Raw genomic sequence first — 17,592 nt, forward strand, 5'->3', positions numbered from 1 at the left:
AAATAGGCCCTCATATTAGCCTAAATTTTTTTTATGAACTGATGATTTCATTTTTTTTGTACTGTTCCAGAAAATTGTGACTTGACCGAAATGCCAAACACATTGCAAGATAGGGTACCTAAAAAATTTTAATTGAAGAGTTAATATACTTTTCTCAACATTTACTTTTGCTAGAACAGCCGAGGATTACATGAAGGCTCTTGTTGCTGTAAAACGCGTGGTTGATGCCAACGTTAAAGTTCGTGTTAAGCCGGACAATAGTGGGGTTGACCTTACCAACGTAAAAATGTCAATTAACCCATTTTGTGAAATCGCAGTGGAAGAAGCGGTTCGCTTAAAAGAAAAAGGAACAGTATCAGAAATCGTTGTTGTTTCTGTAGGTCCTAAAGAAGCTCAAGAACAAATCCGTTCTGCAATGGCTCTAGGCGCAGACCGCGGTATTTTGGTTGAAACGACTGATGAAATTGGCGCTTTAGAAGTTGCTAAAATTTTAAAAGGTGTTGTTGACGCTGAAAAACCAGAACTTATCCTTCTTGGTAAACAAGCAATTGATGATGACTCTAACCAAGTAGGTCAAATGCTTGGTGCTTTATTAGGCGCTGGTCAAGGTACATTCGCTTCTGAAGTGAAAGTTGATGGCGGTAAAGTACAAGTAACTCGTGAAGTTGACGGTGGTTTACAAACTGTTGAACTTACACTTCCTGCAATCATCACGACTGACTTGCGTTTGAACGAGCCACGTTATGCAGCATTGCCTAACATCATGAAAGCTCGTAAGAAGCCACTTGATACTAAGTCTCCTGCTGATTATGGCGTTACAGCTGGTACTAAGCTTAAAACTGTTAAAGTTGAAGCTCCGGCAGAACGTAAAGCTGGCGTACAAGTGAAATCTGTAGATGAGCTTGTTGAAAAATTGAAAAATGAAGCGAAAGTGATCTAATACGGAAGGATAAAATCATGAGTATTTTAGTTATCGCTGACCACAACAACCAAGTACTTAACGGTGCTACTTTAAACGTTGTTGCTGCAGCACAAAAAATCGGTGGTGATATTACTGTATTAGTTGCTGGTTCTGGTGCTCAAGCAGTTGCTGATGCTGCTGCTAAAGTTGCTGGTGTAAGCAAAGTTTTACTTGCTGACAACGCTGCTTATGCAAACCAGTTAGCTGAAAACGTAGCTGGCTTAGTTGCTGACTTGGCTAAAGGTTACAAATACGTATTAGCTGCTTCTACAACAACTGGTAAGAACATTCTTCCACGTGTTGCTGCTCTTCTTGATGTAAGCATGATCACAGATATTATTTCTGTTGAATCTGCAAACATATTCAAGCGTCCTATCTATGCAGGTAACGCGATTGCAACTGTTCAATCTGACGAAGCAATCATTGTTGGTACCGTTCGTGGTACAGCATTTGATCCAGTTGCTGCGGAAGGTGGTTCAGCTGCTGTTGAAGCAGTAAGTGAAGCGAAAGATGCAGGTATTTCTAACTTCGTATCTGAAGAAATCGTGAAGCTTGACCGTCCAGAATTAACTGCGGCTCGCATCGTCGTTTCTGGTGGTCGTGGTGTAGGTTCTGGTGAGAACTACCATAAAGTACTTGATCCATTAGCTGACAAGCTTGGTGCAGCACAAGGTGCTTCACGTGCGGCAGTTGATGCAGGCTTTGTACCTAACGACTTCCAAGTTGGTCAAACTGGTAAAATCGTTGCACCTGACCTTTACGTTGCTGTAGGTATTTCTGGTGCGATCCAGCATTTAGCTGGTATGAAAGATTCTAAAGTTATTGTTGCAATCAACAAAGACGAAGAAGCGCCAATCAACAGTGTTGCTGACTACTGGTTAGTTGGTGATTTGAACACTGTAGTACCAGAGTTGGTATCTAAACTTTAATCTTTATTGATTAAAGCTAAAAACCCTTAGTTTTTACTAGGGGTTTTTTATTGTGGATAACGACATGCAATGTATAACTGAGACTTTTATCTCATTTGAGGTTTGATTTCTATGGAATAAAAATCACATAGTTTTACCAAGATGAGAAGATGCTCGTTATAGCGATATGATAAGAATAATATGCAATTAAATTATACAAATATCACCAGATTGGCGATGTAGATTCCGTACATTACACAGTGCTTTTATGCTATAGTATACAGCTATATTTTTTTCGATTTTAGTTCAGTTTTCGGAACTAAATTTTTTGCAAGATCAAGACATATAAGCAGATGGAAATTTCTATCTGTAAGAAGGAGTATGCATGAGCGTATCGGAAATCCGACCGATTGCCATTGAGGACGAACTCAAGCATTCATATTTAGATTACGCGATGAGTGTAATCGTATCTCGTGCATTGCCGGATGTGAGAGACGGTCTTAAACCTGTTCACCGTCGTGTGCTTTATGCCATGCACGAATTGGGCAATGACTATAACAAAGCCTACAAGAAATCTGCACGTGTTGTTGGGGACGTAATCGGTAAATATCACCCTCATGGTGACTCAGCTGTTTATGAAACCATTGTACGTATGGCTCAGGACTTTAGCTTACGTTATTTATTGGTAGATGGTCAGGGTAACTTCGGTTCGATTGATGGTGATAGCGCAGCTGCGATGCGTTATACCGAAGTCCGTATGACTAAGCTTGCACACGAGCTTCTTGCAGATCTTGAAAAAGACACTGTTGACTGGGAAGATAACTACGACGGATCTGAGCGTATTCCTGAAGTACTTCCGACCCGTGTTCCTAACTTGTTAATTAATGGTGCTGCTGGTATTGCGGTTGGTATGGCAACCAACATGGCACCACACAACATGACAGAAGTTGTGAATGCGTGCTTGGCCTATGCTGACAATCCGAATATCTCGATTGAAGGATTGATGGAATATATTACTGGTCCTGACTTCCCTACAGGCGGTATTATTTACGGTAAATCAGGCATTGTTGATGCCTACCGTACAGGTAAAGGCCGCTTACACATTCGTGGTAAGTATCATTTCGAAGAAGATGAAAAGACAGGCCGTACAACGATTGTCTTTACTGAAATTCCATATCAAGTCAACAAAGCAAGAGTTATTGAACGTATTGCCGAGTTAGTGAAAGAGAAAAAACTTGAAGGTATTTCAGAACTTCGTGATGAGTCTGATAAAGAAGGTATGCGTATTGCAATTGACTTAAAGCGTGGTGAAAACGCTGAAGTCGTTGTAAATAACTTATTCTTAAATACACAGCTTGAAAACTCATTCAGCATCAACATGGTGTGTCTTGACAACGGACAACCAAAATTGATGAATCTGAAAGATATTATTGCGGCATTTATTCGTCACCGCCAAGAAGTAGTGACACGCCGTACCATGTTCGAATTGCGTAAAGCACGTGAACGTGGTCATATCTTAGAAGGTTTAACTGTTGCTTTAGCCAATATCGATGAAATTATTGAAACCATCAAAACTTCTGCTAACCCAGCTGAAGCGCGTGAGCGTTTACTAGCAGGTGAGTGGGCTGGTGGTGGCGTTATTTCTTTACTTGAAAAAGCTGGCGCAATTTCTGTTCGCCCAGATGAAATCGAAGGTGAAAACCCAGATCGTCCATTTGGCCTAACTGAATCAATTTACCGTTTATCACCAACGCAAGTAGGTGCAATTTTAGAATTACGTTTGCATCGTTTAACGGGTCTTGAACAAGACAAGTTACATGCTGAATATACTGAAATTTTAGGTCAAATTGCTGAACTTACGGCAATTCTTAATGATTTCAATTTATTGATGGCTGTAATTCGTGAAGAATTAGCACAAGTACTACAACAGTATGGCGATGGTCGTCGTACAGAGATTATTGAATCACGTATCGATTTTAGCCGTGAAGATTTAATTCCTGAAGAACAAGTTGTATTAACGGTTTCACAAACAGGTTACGCAAAAACTCAACCACTTTCTGACTATCAGGCTCAACGCCGTGGTGGACGTGGTAAGTCTGCAACCTCAATGAAAGATGATGACTTTATTCAACATCTCATCGTGGCTTCAAACCATGCGACTGTTCTTTGCTTTACTAACGTAGGTAAAGTCTATCGTCTTCGTGTGTTTGAAGTGCCTCAAGCATCACGTGGTGCAAAAGGCCGTCCGATTGTAAACTTGTTACCTTTAGATGCGAATGAAACAGTAACTGCTATCTTGCCGTTAACTGAGTTCCCGGAAAACCATTACGTATTTATGGCGACAGCATCTGGTACGGTTAAACGTGTTGATTTAGAGCAATTCGCTAATATCCGTTCAAATGGTTTACGCGCAATTGAACTGAATGAAGAAGATACCTTGATTGGTGTTGCGATTACTGATGGTAATCAGCAAATCATGTTGTTCTCGAACGAAGGTAAGGCAATCCGTTTTGCTGAAACCGATGTGCGTGCAATGGGGCGTACTGCGAAAGGTGTTCGTGGTATGCGAGTTAGCATTGCAAGTAGCATGTTAACTGAGGAAGATGCAGATGTTGAAAATGATGAATCAGATGACAATGACGATTCAGCAGATTCAAATTTAGTAAGCCGTATCGTATCGCTTGTAGTTGTACCTGAAACAGGTGAAGTACTGTGTGCAAGTGCCAACGGTTACGGTAAGCGTACACCAGTAAATGACTTCCCGACCAAGAAACGTGGCGGTAAGGGTGTAATTGCGATTAAGACGAGCGAACGTAACGGTGAGCTTGTGGGTGCAGTGTCTATTGACGAAACCAAAGAATTGTTACTTATTTCTGATGGCGGTACATTAGTTCGTACTCGTGCTGCTGAAGTTGCAATGACTGGTCGTAATGCGCAAGGTGTTCGTCTGATTCGTTTAAGCGAAGAAGAAAAGCTAGTTGGTGTAGTTTCAATTGAAGCAGTAGAAGATGATGAAGAGCTTCTCGAAGGGGAAGTAGATACTACTGAGACTGATAGCGAAGAAGCTGTATCAAATAATGAAGATGCTTCTGAAGAGTAAGTAAAACTTAAATAAAAAAGGAAGCATAAGCTTCCTTTTTTATTTTATAAAGACGTTTTTTTAACAAGCCGATAATAAGATAAACTCGTCAATATTAACCCAAGGGTCCCAAGAAAAATCAGCTTTGGTACAACCGTGGCTAATGGAACACCCATCTGGTTAAGTTGCACAAACATTTGTACACCATGTGTTGAGGGTAAACACCACGCAAACCATTGTAACCATTCAGGCATTGCTTGATGAGGCCAAGCGGTTCCAGTTAGTAAGAATAAAGGTACAGAGCTAAACACAATAATATGTCCGGCACGTTCCGGCATATCTAAAAGTGAACCGATCAGCATGCCTAATCCAATCACACAACTAATAAAAATTGGAACAGCAATGGGTAGACCTATAAAATTTCCACCGTGTGGATAGTCATTGAACCACAGAGTAAAACCGAAAAGATAAAAACAACCTAAACAGCCAATGGTCAATATACTTGCGAAAATTCCAGCGAAGCGAACAGTTGTGATTTTTTCATGTTGCTCACGGTAGGTCGCTATTAACATTGCCAAACCGAGCACAATGGTTTGGTGGATAATTAATGATGCAACAGCCGGAAAAATATAACTTCCATATCCTGAAAGCGGGTTAAATAACGGCACTTGATGAATAGAAAGCGCTGGCTGGAAATGTGTGCGTTGTCCGAATTTTTCAATATATTCTTTTAATGTGGCTTCAATTGAGGTTGCTAGACCTAAACCAATTTCTTTAGTTTTTAAAAAGTTGGTTGTACTTAGATATAAGCCAATTCCACCAGTTTCTCCTCTGCGTAAGCTTTGGGTTAGGTTGTTTGGTAAAAGTAAAATACCATCGGCTTTTTGCTCACGTACCATTTGTTCAGCTTGTAAAAAATTACTTGTAACGGTCACAATATGAACATGCGGGCTATTTGCACTTTGGCCAATCAATTGAGAAGTTAAGAGGCTTTGTTCTTCATCCACAATCACAATTGGAATAGATTCCGCACGCTCAGCTTTATAGGCGGTAGGATAAAAAAAGCTGTAAAGAATGACTGATAAAATCAGAGTCGTGAAAACTGAGCTATTACTTACAATGTCTTTAAATGTTTGCCCATAAGCCTTTAAGAACTCTTTCATTGCGTTGCCCCCTGAAATAATTTTTTAAGCAATAGGCAACTTAAAAAGAAATAAATCAGGCAATAACCCAAGAGTATTAAAAAAGGAGTCATTGAAATGAAAGCTGGACTGCCGATCACCCATTGTTCGGTTTGAAGCTTGGCATAAGGGGTATAAGGAATAATGAGTGACCAAAACTTGGTGAAAATAGGGGCATTATTTAAAGGTAGCGTAACACCTGCGAAACTTAAAGATGACCCACCGTATACGGCGATAAAGCCAAAAGTTTTACTTAAATTTTTGGTTGCAAGAATTACCGTGCTGCTAATCAAAGCGTAGGCAAAATAAAGTAAGAACTGTGCGCATAGCAATAAACTAAGAGAACCCGCTACAAACCAGCCACGAATTTCAACCAGCCAGAACATCCATAACCATGTCCAGAAACAAAAAATAAGGCTATAGAGCAAATTTTTAGCCAATAAGCCTTGAATAAAACTTTCTCGGTTTACCCACGATGTTAATGTGCCACGTTTAAGTTCTTGTCCAATGGCAAAGGCAACACAGCAGCATAGCAATAGATGCAATACAGCAGGAACCATGAAAGGTTCTAAGTAAAATTCATAGCTCATACTTGGATTATAAAGCGTTGAGATTTTTACATGAGCTGTAGGAACATCTAAATAGGGAATACTATTTACAAGATAACTTTGACCAGCATAGTCTGCTAAAGCATTGAGGGTACTGATCAGCATTGCTGAAGAAATGGTATTTCCGACACTAAAAAAAGACTGGTTAAATGCAATGCTGATTTGAGCATCTTGCGCTTTCACAAAGCGTTTTTCAGCGCCATCTGGAATGAAAACATAGCCCCATATTTTGGTTTCATTGAGTAGTTGTTCAGCCTCAGCAGAGCTTGCCGTAATTGTTTTAATGTCTACTGTATGATTTAACGAAAGATACTTTTCAATATTACGGCTGAGTTCACTTTGGTCCTGATCAATAATTGCGATTGGTAAGTGTTCAGCTTTACCTGCGTAAAACATGCTGCTAAACATGAAAATGATAAAAGCAGGGATAAGTGTCACCATACACAAATCCCATTTATTGCTTTTTAGATAGTTTAGTTCCCGTAATATACTGGCAAACATGCTTTATTTTTCTTCTTTAATTTTAAATAGAACACTCATACCAACCTTTAAATCTTTGATAGGACTTTCAGGTACCAGATGTAATTTGAAGCTACGAATATCATAGCCTCCAGTTTGGCGAGTCGTTTTTATGGTGGCAAATTCACCTTCTGCATCTATATTCTTAATTTTAAAATTCACATTCTGATTAAGTGCTGGAATGAATCCTTCAAGGGTTTTATTTTTATAAACAGAGGCATATTGATTTTCACCCACGTTTAAACTTACCCATAAATCATCATCTTCTAGAATGCTGACAACAGGAACACCCATAGCGACTAACTCAGAAGGCTTACCGTAAGTTTTTGAAACCGTACCTGAAATAGGAGAGAGTAAACGTGTTTCTTCCTCTAGTGCTTTTGCTTCACCTACCGCAGCTTTTGCAATTTCAACCTGTGCATCTGCTGTAGATTTTTGTTGGCTCGTACTGCCACGTTTTGCACGAGCATATTGTTGATAAGAAGCCTCACTTAATTCTTGAGCAGAAGTTTGCGCCGCGAGCATTTCATCGCGTCTTTGACGCGAAATGACTCCTTGTCTATATAAATTTTCACCACGTTGGTAAGTGGTTTTTGCAAGATTTGCTTGTGCTTTTGTGCTTTGCCAGTTGGCATAAAGAGTATCGATATTTTCTTGTTGAGAACCACGATCTACCGTAGATTGAAATGCTAAAGCAGATTGTAAGGTAGCCAAAGCTTGTTGCTTTTTAGCTTCTATTTCTGGGCTAACCAAACGAACAAGTGGCTGCCCTTTGGAAATTTTCTGGCCTTCTTGTACATAAATTTCTTCAATACGACTCGGAACTTTTGTACTTACGTGAATAGTTTCAGCTTCAACACGACCTTGTAGTTCAATAGGCTTTGGCTGATAACTTTTCCACAAACCAAAAATAATTAAACCTAATAGGGCAATAATGATCAAACCAATAATCAGTTTAATTTTTGAATTTTTAGGTGGTTTGGATTCACTCTTATTTGTGCTTGATTCTTGCTGATCACTCGCTTGATCATCTTTTTGAACTTGGCTGGTTTCTGCCGTATCCGCAACAGGAGCATCTTGTTCTGAATGAGCTGAGTCTTGATTCATTTTATACTCCCCTTAACGAATATAGTCGGTATGTGGTTGATTAACGTATGCTTTAAACTGGTCAATTGAGCCGTGACTTTGTAGTAAAGTCGCGAGTGACATGACATATTTATAAGCATTTAAAGCCATTTCAGTTTTTAACGCACTTAATGCATTTTGTGCATCAATCACTTGGGTTGCTGTACCCATTCCTTCACGGAAAGAAAGCTCTTGAATACGTAGGTTTTCTTGAGCAGCATTTACGTTTCTTTGTAAAAGCTGATGACTTTGCTGAGCAGAGTTAAGCTCGTTATATGATTTATTCAAAAGTGCTTCAATCTCTTGTTTAGTTCGTTCAGTCATGAGCTCAGAAGCGTAGCGCTTTAATTCGGCAGCATGAATATTCTTATTTTTATCTACACCAGAAAATAGATTGTATTTTGCCATTACACCGACAATCCAGTCTTCATTTTCATCAAGTGTATATTCACCAAATGCAAATAGAGTTGGCTTTTTTGCGGCTTGTTGAGCTTGAATATTTACATTAGCCAGTTGAGTATCCATCTGCATTTTTTGTACAAGGCTGGATTTTTGCGAATAACTGGTTAAAAGTGATTCTAGAGACTGGCTGGGAGTGTTGTTTACAAATAATGGGGTACTTAAATCCACATTATTTTGTTGATGTAAAAGATTATTAAGGTTAAAGCGGCTGGCGTTTAAGTTGGCTTGAGTATTTTGTAAAGTACGTTCCGCATTATTACGAGCGACTTCAAACTGCATGCGTTGCCCTTTACTAATGAATCCTTGTTGCTCGAGCTTTAGGGCATTGCTGTAATGTTTTTGCATCGCATTAAAGTTAAATAAGCTACTTGCGACCAGTTGCTCCTGTAATTGCACATTAAAGTAACTTTGTACGACTTCAAACCGTTGTATATCTTGTTGTTGTTGGCTTGAAAGTTCCGAACGCTGTGCTTGGATATTTGCTATTTTTTTTGCGCTGCTGGTTAAGCCACCTGTATAGAGTGGCATTACGACTGAAATGGAAGGGCGTACGACCTGATCTTCAATGGTCAGATTCGCATAATCTGGAAATCGGTTTATACCATCATGGATAGTTTGGTTTGCGCCTTCTTGAACTTGTCCCAGCACATCCGATGGAATGACATTGTTCCACTGTGAAAGTTTATCGTTTAGCCCTTGGCTTAAATCATTCTCAAGTTTTTGTTTAAAAGAGCCAAGAGGTACATCTGTTTCACTATGAAAAGCATAGGCTCTGACATTTAAATCAACTCGAGGTAATCCGAGGCCCTTTACGGCTTCAGCTTCTAATTGAGACGCTTGCTGTAATGCTTGGTTGGCTTGAGTGCTATATGAACTCTTCAAAGCTTGTTGTTCCGCTTCAGCATAGCTTAAGCTTTGAGCATATAAATGATTTGTGAAAAAAAAGCCTAAAGCCAAAGCAAGATGTTTTGGTTTAAATGAAAAGGGAAAAATAGACTGTCTATATCGATGTGTTGGCATTTTAAATAACAATTTTTGGCATCCCTTATAGTTTAAATTTCTTGTTATTAAATTCAATTATCATCTTGTTTATTATACATTTGTATAAAAACATGGTGGTTTTTAGCTCCTTTAATTATTGAATTTACTAAGCCAATATTTTTGTAATAGCTATCAAGGTATGTGAAATGATAATCACAAGTCAAGTTGATCTTTTTGCTTAAAAATTTTTTTAAATGAGGAAGCTGGTCATTAAAACTAAAGAAATAACGACACCAATAATTGAAAAAATAAAGCTAAATACAGTCCAGCATTGAAATATTTACTTGAGAAGCTGCTGCAAGCTTAAGCAATCTGTGGTTAAATGCCATTTTTATTGTGTTTGACTTTATACAAGGGAAAAATCATGCGCGCGTACAATTTCTGTGCTGGTCCTGCTGCATTACCTACTGCCGTTTTAGAAAAAGCTCAACAAGAATTGTTGGATTGGCAAGGTAAAGGTCTATCCATCATGGAAATGAGTCATCGTAGTGCTGACTATGTTGCTGTGGCTGAAAAAGCTGAAGCAGATTTACGCAAGTTAATGAATATTCCAGAAAACTATAAAGTACTGTTTTTACAAGGCGGTGCGTCATTACAATTTTCTGCTATTCCTTTAAACCTTTTAGGTAAGAACAGTAAAGCCGATTATATTCACACCGGCATCTGGTCTGAAAAGGCGTTAAAAGAAGCAAAACGTTATGGCGATATTAATGTTGTAGAAGCTGGCATTAAAGTAGATGGGAAGTTCGCAATTTCTGAACAAAGTGAATGGAATTTATCTGACGATGCAGCATATGTACATTATGCGGATAATGAAACGATTGGCGGCTTACAGTTCGCAGGAATTCCTGATGTAAAAGCGCCACTTGTTTGTGATTATTCATCAAGTATTTTATCTGCGCCATTAGATGTAACCAAATTTGGTTTGATCTATGCGGGCGCACAAAAAAATATTGGTCCTGCTGGTTTAACCATTGTCATTATTCGTGATGACTTACTTGATCAAGCTAAACCAGAAATTCCAAGCATTTTAAAATATGCTGACCAAGCCAAAAATGGTTCTATGGTAAATACACCATCGACTTATGCATGGTACTTGTCTGGTTTAGTATTTGAATGGTTGCTAGAGCAGGGGGGGGTAGATGCGATCCATAAAGTGAACCTTGAAAAAGCTCAATTGCTCTATGGTTATATCGACTCAAGTGATTTCTACAATAACCCGATTGCCATTCCAAACCGTTCAATTATGAATGTACCGTTTACTTTGGCAGATGAAGCTTTAGAAAAGCAATTCTTAAAAGAAGCGGAAGCTAATCACTTGTTGAATTTAGCTGGCCACCGTTCAGTAGGTGGTATGCGTGCAAGTATTTATAATGCCGTACCATTAGAAGGCGTACAGGCTTTAATTAACTTTATGGATGATTTTGCAAAGCGTAATGGTTAAGCAAAACAAATAAATAAAGCCCTCATTTGAGGGCTTTATTTATTGAATAAGTTATAAATTAAAAAGGCACTAAACCAAACTGGTGCATGAATAGGGCAGCTAAGAACATACCCAACACAAAAAAGCAAAACGCACCAGTATCGACCTTTACGCGCAGGCTACTGGATTGAATGAGGCTGGTGTTTTGTTCGGGTATAATCTTCATTCAATAACCTAATTATTAAAATATTAGTGAAATTCAATTAGTTTCACCCTTTTTAGCACAAATAGTCGCCTGAATCCAGATATTACCGCGAATATATTCGCCAATATTAAAGTTTTTATACAAATCGTTTTTGGTTGCAATACGCACCAATATGGCAGGAAGATCATCTTCTAAAACCAAAGTGACATCATAAAGGGTATATTCTGCTCCCATAAATGTCATAGAAGTTTTGCCAACAATATTACCTTGGAACCATGCTTCATCTTCTTGACCAAGATTTTCGCCATATAAATAAGCGACCATTTTAGAAAAATCAACGGTTACAGGTTCTTGATCTTCTGGAGTTTTTGGTTGCCACTCATTAATGAGTTCCTGTAAGTTTTCAGGAGCAACACCATTATGCTCAGTTAAAATTGCATTTAATGCACGATGATGCTTAATAGAGGCTGGGTCATCAACAATAATTTTTTCGCCTGCTGGAACAGGTTCTAATTCATATGCCCATGCATTAAATTGGACTTGATAGTTTTGATTTTTGTCATATCGACAAGCGTTAACACTAAATAAATTATCAAATGCGTAAACAGTCGTATTTTTATTTAATCTTAAACTTAACACGGCTTGTGTCGCAGAGTCGCAAGTAATGATGCGTTCAATTTTCGCATTATATTGATATGGACTTTCAAAACTAGGAAAGGCGGTTTTAAGCGCGCGAGGTTTTTGGTTTTCAACAGCAATAATTTGATTGATCTTAACTTTTTGGTCTTGTGGACCTTGAATAAGCCAAAAAGATGGATCCATGTCTTCTTCATGTTGACACAAACCCATTGGCATTACAGGTGCATCAAGTGCCAGTCCTAACCATTTTGGTACATCTGTTTCGGGATGGGATGTCAATAGATTCCAATGTTCTCCATGACTACCAAAATTTTGGTCATTTACTTTAATAACTTCTGGACTGTTTTGATTTTTCATAAGCACGATGCTGTTGGGTTCACATTACTTGTTATATTAAATCGAGGGTGTTTGCTATTTTTCAAGTCACCATATGTAAATTCTCTTGTAAAAGCGCGTATTTAGTCATTTAAAGAGAAGTGCCGTTTCTATTTATAAATTAAAAGTATGTTTAGTTTCTAAAACTTGAAATGTTGAAATTAAAAATAAGTTTAATATTTATTTCTACTCACCTTAGAAAGGCATCTGTTAGACTTATATTTTTAGTGGAAATAGAGAATAACGTGCTGCCATTTAAGCTATGGGTAGACGCAGACGCCTTACCAAAGATTTTACGCGAAGTAATTTTACGTGCATCAGATCGTTATCAATTAGAAGTTATTTTTGTTGCCAATCAAAATGTCGGGATTACGCCTTCTGTTCGCATTAAATCAATACAGGTTTTAAGTGGCGCCGATCAGGCAGATAAAGAAATTGTCGAACGCATGGTTGAGAATGATATTGTCATTACACAAGATATTCCACTGGCAGCTCAGGTGATTGAGAAAGGCGGAGTTGCTATTCATCCGCGTGGTGAAGTTTATACAACTGCGAATGTTAAAGCGCGTTTACATCTACGTGATTTCATGGATACGCTCCGTGGTGCAGGTGTGCAAACTGGTGGACCGCCTCCTATTTCCGAGCGAGATAAACGTGAATTTTCAAGTTCATTAGATCAAACGATTTTAAAGCAAAAACGTAAAATAGCTAAGTGAGCATCGCATGCCATCGCAAACCAATTTAGCTTTAACCTATGCCTTATTAGTGTTTATCTGGGCAACAACTCCGTTGGCAATTGTCTGGAGTGTGTCAGATCTACATCTGATGTGGGCATTGTTATTACGCTTTTTTATTGCATTGCCTTTGGCTGTCATCATATTGCTAATTTTAAGAACACCTTTTCCAACGCATCGACAAGCAGTTCATAGCTACATTGCCGGATCTTTTAGCTTAATTGGTTCTCAAATTTTCACCTATGCCGCGACCCAATATTTAAGTTCAGGCATGATCGCACTTATGTTTGGTTTAGCGCCGATTATGGCGGGGCTTATTGGTCGGTTTGCTTTTGGCCAACAACTTTATAAGCTGCAATGGTTGGGTATGGCAATTGCGGTCTGTGGGTTAGCTATTATTTGTCTGAGCGGTGCAAATCAGCATGTGCACCCGTTTGGTATTGTTCTCATGCTGATCAGTGTGTTTGTTTATTCTTTTTCAATTTTCTGGGTTAAGAAAGTTAATGCACAGATCCAGCCGATGGCTCAGGCAACAGGCTCTATTTTAGTATCTTCTATTTTTGCTAGTTGTTTTATTCCATTTATTTGGCAATATGCACCAACACATTTGCCAGAAGCTAAATCTTTATTTGCCTTAATTTATACGGTACTTATGGCATCACTCGTTGCCATGTTCTGTTATTTCAAACTTATACAAAATATTCAGGCAACGACTTTATCTTTAACGACAGTTATTACACCTATGTTAGCGATGATGATTGGAGCTGCTTTAAACCATGAACAACTTTCAATTATGGTTTTTGTAGGTGCTTTAATCATCTTGTCTGGACTCTTTTTATATTTCTATAAAGACATTCAGGCAAACCGGAACTTTGCTCAACATATGAAGTCTAAATAGGAGAAGATTTGGGTAATTTGTTGAGCTTATTCATTAAATTGTTCTAATTCGTAGCGAAATGCACGATCAAATTGATCTCCCAACTCAACTAGTAGAAAATAGCGCAGCAATATAATATTAGGATTGTTAAGGATAAGTCAGAACTTACTGATTTTTAAACCTTAATACAGCATCTAACGGTATGGTCAAATAGTCGATGTGGGTGCAATTTGACATCAACATCTTTTATTTCCCATCAATGACCTTGGATTTAGAAGGTATGTTTAAACCAATCTCACTGTATATAGGGTTGAGATATACTCGCGCAAGACGCAGTAATCATTTTATTTCTTTTATTGCATTGGTTTCGATGGTCGGTTTGACACTCGGTGTCGCTGTATTGATTACGGTACTTTCTGTCATGAACGGTTTCGATCGCGAATTGAAAAACCGTGTGTTAGGAATGGTGCCTCAAGCGACAGTTTCATCTACACAAATCCTCACGGATTGGCCTGAGCTGGTGAAGCGAGTTGAACATCATCCACATGTAACTGGGGTTGCACCTTTTACGCAATTGCAAGGTATGTTAACTGCGCAAGGGCAAGTCGCTGGTATTATGGTGACAGGTATTGATCCCAAATATGAAAAGAATGTTTCTATTATTCAAAATCATATTGTTGCCGGAAGCTTAGATTCACTTAAAAAAGGTGAGTTTGGTATTGTGCTTGGTAAAGATATGGCTGATTCATTGGGCTTACGTCTAAATGACAGCGTGACATTGGTTTTACCTGAAGCAACGCCATCTCCAGCAGGTGTTGTACCTCGTTTCAAGCGTTTTAAAGTGGTGGGTATTTTTAGTGTAGGCGCTGAAGTGGACTCTATGGTGGGTTATATCGCTCTATACGATGCTTCAACATTATTACGCTTACCAGATGGTGCTCAAGGTGTCCGTTTAAAACTAGATGATATTTTTGCAGCGCCGCAAGTTGCAGATGATTTGGTGAAAAGTTTACCAAGCAATTTCTATGCGACGAACTGGACCTATACGCATGGCAATTTATTTAATGCCATTCAAATGGAAAAAACTTTAGTCGGTTTATTGCTTGTACTTATTATCGTGGTTGCAGCATTTAATATTGTTTCGTCATTGGTCATGGTGGTGACTGATAAAAAATCTGATATCGCAATTTTACGTACATTAGGCGCTTCGCCGTCGATGATCACTAAAATATTTATGGTGCAAGGCACCGTGATTGGCGTGATTGGTACAGTTGCAGGTACGGTTTTAGGTGTTATTTTAGCTTTAACTATTAGCGATATCATTTCATGGTTTAACAATGTGTTGGGCTTAAATCTATTTGATGCTTACTTTGTGCATTACCTTCCTTCTTATTTAAGATGGCAAGATGTGACGATTATTGTGATTGTTTCTTTACTTTTAAGCTTCTTGGCGACTATCTATCCGGCACTTCGTGCTGCCAAAGTTCAACCTGCCGAGGCACTGCGCTATGAGTAAAATTGTTTTAGAAGCAAAAGAAATATATAAACATTTTGATGACGGTAAATCTAAAGTTGAAGTCATTAAAGGTCTTTCTTTACAAGTTGAAGCAGGGCAGTTTGTTTCGATTGTCGGTGCGAGTGGTTCAGGTAAAAGTACTTTGCTTCATGTGCTAGGTGGTTTAGAGCAGCCAACTCAAGGGCAAGTATTTTTAAATGGTCAGCGTTTTGATAATTTAGGTGAAGCTGAACGTGGTTTTCAGCGTAACCAATACCTCGGTTTTGTTTATCAATTTCATCATTTATTACCTGAGTTTTCTGCGCTTGAAAATGTAGCAATGCCTCTTATGCTTCGAGCAGATAGCCAATTTAAATCGGTAAAAGCGCAAGCTGAATATTTACTTGATCGAGTTGGGTTATCTCATCGTATGGATCATAAGCCAGGTGAGCTTTCGGGTGGTGAGCGCCAACGTGTGGCTTTAGCGCGTGCTTTAGTGACTAAACCTGCGGTTGTTCTGGCTGATGAACCTACAGGTAATTTAGACCGTAAAACAGCTCTAGGTATTTTTGAATTACTGACCGATCTTAAGAAAGAACTTAACATGGCAATGTTAATTGTGACCCATGATGAACATTTAGCTCAGGCTGCTGATTCTATTTTGCACATGGAAGATGGTCTCTGGGTGAGTGGTTCTTAAAAAATTGTCATTAAATCACATTGTTAAAGCCCACTCAGTTGGGCTTTAATTTTGCCCCTAAAAAGATAATGATATGACTTTAAATGTTAAAACTTATTTTAATGGGGTGGATTGGGGGTATTGCATTTATGGGGATAGATATCCCTCTCATAATGCAATATGGGTGGATTGGTAAAGTCTTGCTCGTTATGGCCTTTATTTTTTATATTTTTAAGAGGCATATATTTTTAAATCGCCCCATATTAAAAGCTATTTATTGTCTAATCTGTGGCATTAGCCTTTTTAATATAGGACATCAATATGCTCAGCATGCTTTAAATGAAAGATTAGAGCTACGACAAATGCAGCCTAAATCTTTAGATATAGTTGTGTATGTAGACCGTATAAGTGAAGAAAAAGAAGATAAGACCCAGCAATCCGTTCAGGTACTAGGGCAGTCCCTACATCCCGTCAACTGGCTATTATATTTAAAAAATCAAAAAGTAAACTCAGCCATAGATGAACCAAAATTACAATTAGGTCATTACTATCGAATTTCTGGCAAAACCAGACCAGCTCATAGTTATGCAATGGCAGGAGCTTTTGATCAAGAACAATGGTTTATTCAGCGAAATATAATGTCTGGTTTTAGTGTTCAGCACATTGAGCCTTTAAGCTCTGATGAAATTTATCGGTTGGGTTATCAACATCATTTAAAAGAGCAACAAAAGTTTTTTAACAGACAAAAATTAAATATAGAAAAATTGCGTCTAAAATTTAGATTAATGCTGAAACAATCTCCTTTGCAGAATAAGGGACTGTTATTAGCTTTATTAACAGGGGACGAGAGTCTCTTAAATGATGAGATCGAAAATCAATTTAAGGAATTAGGAATCTCTCATTTATTGGCGATTTCAGGGCCTCATGTGCTCATTTTTGCCATCATGTTGTCTTGGGGATTACATCAATTAGTACGACGTTATTATCCACAGCTTTATTTGCATCAACCTAAACAAATTTGGGCCATAATTCCATTATGTTTCGGTGTTTTGATTTATACGGCATTTGTTGGTTTTGAAATTCCCGCCTTAAGAACTTTACTTTCAGTATTTTTATTTGCTTCTTTATTATTGATCAAACTGCCTGTTAAGCCATTTTCACTGTTAGTTTACAGTGCAAGTCTACTTTTACTTTTCGATCCTTTCAGTGTTTTATCTGCAGGCTTTTGGCTCTCTTATGGTTCCTGCTTTATTTTATTACGGATTTATCAAACTATTGAAC

The 17,592-nt window shown here is 38.3% G+C and carries 15 protein-coding genes and 1 pseudogene; 9 read left to right on the top strand and 7 right to left on the bottom strand.

The window, feature by feature from the left end:
* The first annotated feature begins 190 nt into the window (after nt 1-190).
* From HUN22_RS08250 to gyrA, 3 genes are all read left to right on the top strand, one after another.
* Nucleotides 191-940, top strand: a complete 750-nt coding sequence (locus HUN22_RS08250) for an electron transfer flavoprotein subunit beta/FixA family protein (RefSeq protein ID WP_016140229.1) — start codon at nt 191-193, stop codon at nt 938-940.
* Between the two features lie 17 nt (nt 941-957).
* Nucleotides 958-1,890: an electron transfer flavoprotein subunit alpha/FixB family protein gene (locus HUN22_RS08255; protein ID WP_174728005.1), complete on the top strand. Its 933-nt coding sequence runs from the start codon at nt 958-960 to the stop codon at nt 1,888-1,890.
* 364 nt (nt 1,891-2,254) lie between these two features.
* A complete protein-coding gene (gene gyrA / locus HUN22_RS08260) occupies nt 2,255-4,969 on the top strand; it encodes a DNA gyrase subunit A (RefSeq protein WP_174728007.1) in 2,715 nt (904 codons plus the stop codon).
* Nucleotides 4,970-5,013: 44 nt separating this feature from the next.
* On the opposite strand, the gene HUN22_RS08265 is transcribed toward gyrA, so the two are convergent.
* Genes HUN22_RS08265 through HUN22_RS08280 form a run of 4 tightly spaced genes read right to left on the bottom strand, consistent with a single transcriptional unit; the run spans nt 5,014 to nt 9,863 of the window.
* Nucleotides 5,014-6,111 (bottom strand): A1S_2622 family ABC transporter permease subunit, encoded by a 1,098-nt coding sequence (locus HUN22_RS08265; RefSeq protein ID WP_174728010.1) that lies wholly within the window; start codon nt 6,109-6,111, stop codon nt 5,014-5,016.
* Nucleotides 6,108-7,238 carry an ABC transporter permease gene (locus HUN22_RS08270; protein ID WP_174728012.1) on the bottom strand — a complete coding sequence of 377 codons (1,131 nt, stop codon included), beginning with the start codon at nt 7,236-7,238 and terminating at the stop codon, nt 6,108-6,110. Before HUN22_RS08270 ends, HUN22_RS08265 begins: the two co-directional genes overlap by 4 nt.
* A 3-nt stretch (nt 7,239-7,241) precedes the next feature.
* The gene (locus tag HUN22_RS08275; protein WP_174728014.1) at nt 7,242-8,363 is read right to left on the bottom strand and encodes an HlyD family secretion protein; all 1,122 of its coding nucleotides are present in this window, start codon (nt 8,361-8,363) and stop codon (nt 7,242-7,244) included.
* 12 nt (nt 8,364-8,375) lie between these two features.
* Entirely contained in the window at nt 8,376-9,863 is a 1,488-nt protein-coding gene (locus HUN22_RS08280; RefSeq protein ID WP_174728016.1) for a TolC family protein, read from the bottom strand.
* Between the two features lie 385 nt (nt 9,864-10,248).
* Between HUN22_RS08280 and serC the strand changes: the two genes are divergently transcribed.
* A complete protein-coding gene (serC, locus tag HUN22_RS08285) occupies nt 10,249-11,328 on the top strand; it encodes a 3-phosphoserine/phosphohydroxythreonine transaminase (protein WP_174728018.1) in 1,080 nt (359 codons plus the stop codon).
* Nucleotides 11,329-11,386: 58 nt separating this feature from the next.
* Here serC and HUN22_RS08290 read toward each other — a convergent pair whose 3' ends face one another.
* A complete protein-coding gene (locus tag HUN22_RS08290; RefSeq protein WP_174728020.1) occupies nt 11,387-11,533 on the bottom strand; it encodes a hypothetical protein in 147 nt (48 codons plus the stop codon).
* A gap of 33 nt (nt 11,534-11,566) precedes the next feature.
* Complete coding sequence (locus HUN22_RS08295) at nt 11,567-12,508, bottom strand: hypothetical protein (RefSeq protein WP_174728022.1); 942 nt, start codon at nt 12,506-12,508, stop codon at nt 11,567-11,569.
* Between the two features lie 245 nt (nt 12,509-12,753).
* On the opposite strand from HUN22_RS08295, the gene HUN22_RS08300 reads away from it, so the two are divergent.
* Both HUN22_RS08300 and HUN22_RS08305 read left to right on the top strand, forming a co-directional pair.
* Entirely contained in the window at nt 12,754-13,242 is a 489-nt protein-coding gene (locus tag HUN22_RS08300) for a YaiI/YqxD family protein (RefSeq protein WP_104079180.1), read from the top strand.
* Nucleotides 13,243-13,249: 7 nt separating this feature from the next.
* Nucleotides 13,250-14,158: a DMT family transporter gene (locus tag HUN22_RS08305; RefSeq protein WP_063099457.1), complete on the top strand. Its 909-nt coding sequence runs from the start codon at nt 13,250-13,252 to the stop codon at nt 14,156-14,158.
* Nucleotides 14,159-14,187: 29 nt separating this feature from the next.
* Here HUN22_RS08305 and HUN22_RS18435 read toward each other — a convergent pair.
* Nucleotides 14,188-14,289 (bottom strand): annotated as a pseudogene (locus HUN22_RS18435) (PilZ domain-containing protein); the annotation flags it as partial.
* A gap of 128 nt (nt 14,290-14,417) precedes the next feature.
* On the opposite strand from HUN22_RS18435, the gene HUN22_RS08310 reads away from it, so the two are divergent.
* The 3 genes from HUN22_RS08310 to HUN22_RS08320 all read left to right on the top strand — a co-directional run.
* Nucleotides 14,418-15,653 (top strand): lipoprotein-releasing ABC transporter permease subunit, encoded by a 1,236-nt coding sequence (locus HUN22_RS08310; RefSeq protein WP_004790618.1) that lies wholly within the window; start codon nt 14,418-14,420, stop codon nt 15,651-15,653.
* Nucleotides 15,646-16,332, top strand: a complete 687-nt coding sequence (gene lolD / locus HUN22_RS08315; protein WP_174728024.1) for a lipoprotein-releasing ABC transporter ATP-binding protein LolD — start codon at nt 15,646-15,648, stop codon at nt 16,330-16,332. The genes HUN22_RS08310 and lolD overlap by 8 nt, the downstream gene beginning before the upstream one ends.
* An 83-nt stretch (nt 16,333-16,415) precedes the next feature.
* On the top strand, nt 16,416-17,592 hold a 1,177-nt coding region (locus HUN22_RS08320), incomplete at its 3' end, for a ComEC/Rec2 family competence protein (RefSeq protein WP_174728027.1).

The sequence above is a fragment of the Acinetobacter lactucae genome (assembly GCF_013344765.1).
GTDB classification, from domain to species: Bacteria; Pseudomonadota; Gammaproteobacteria; order Pseudomonadales; family Moraxellaceae; genus Acinetobacter; species Acinetobacter lactucae_A.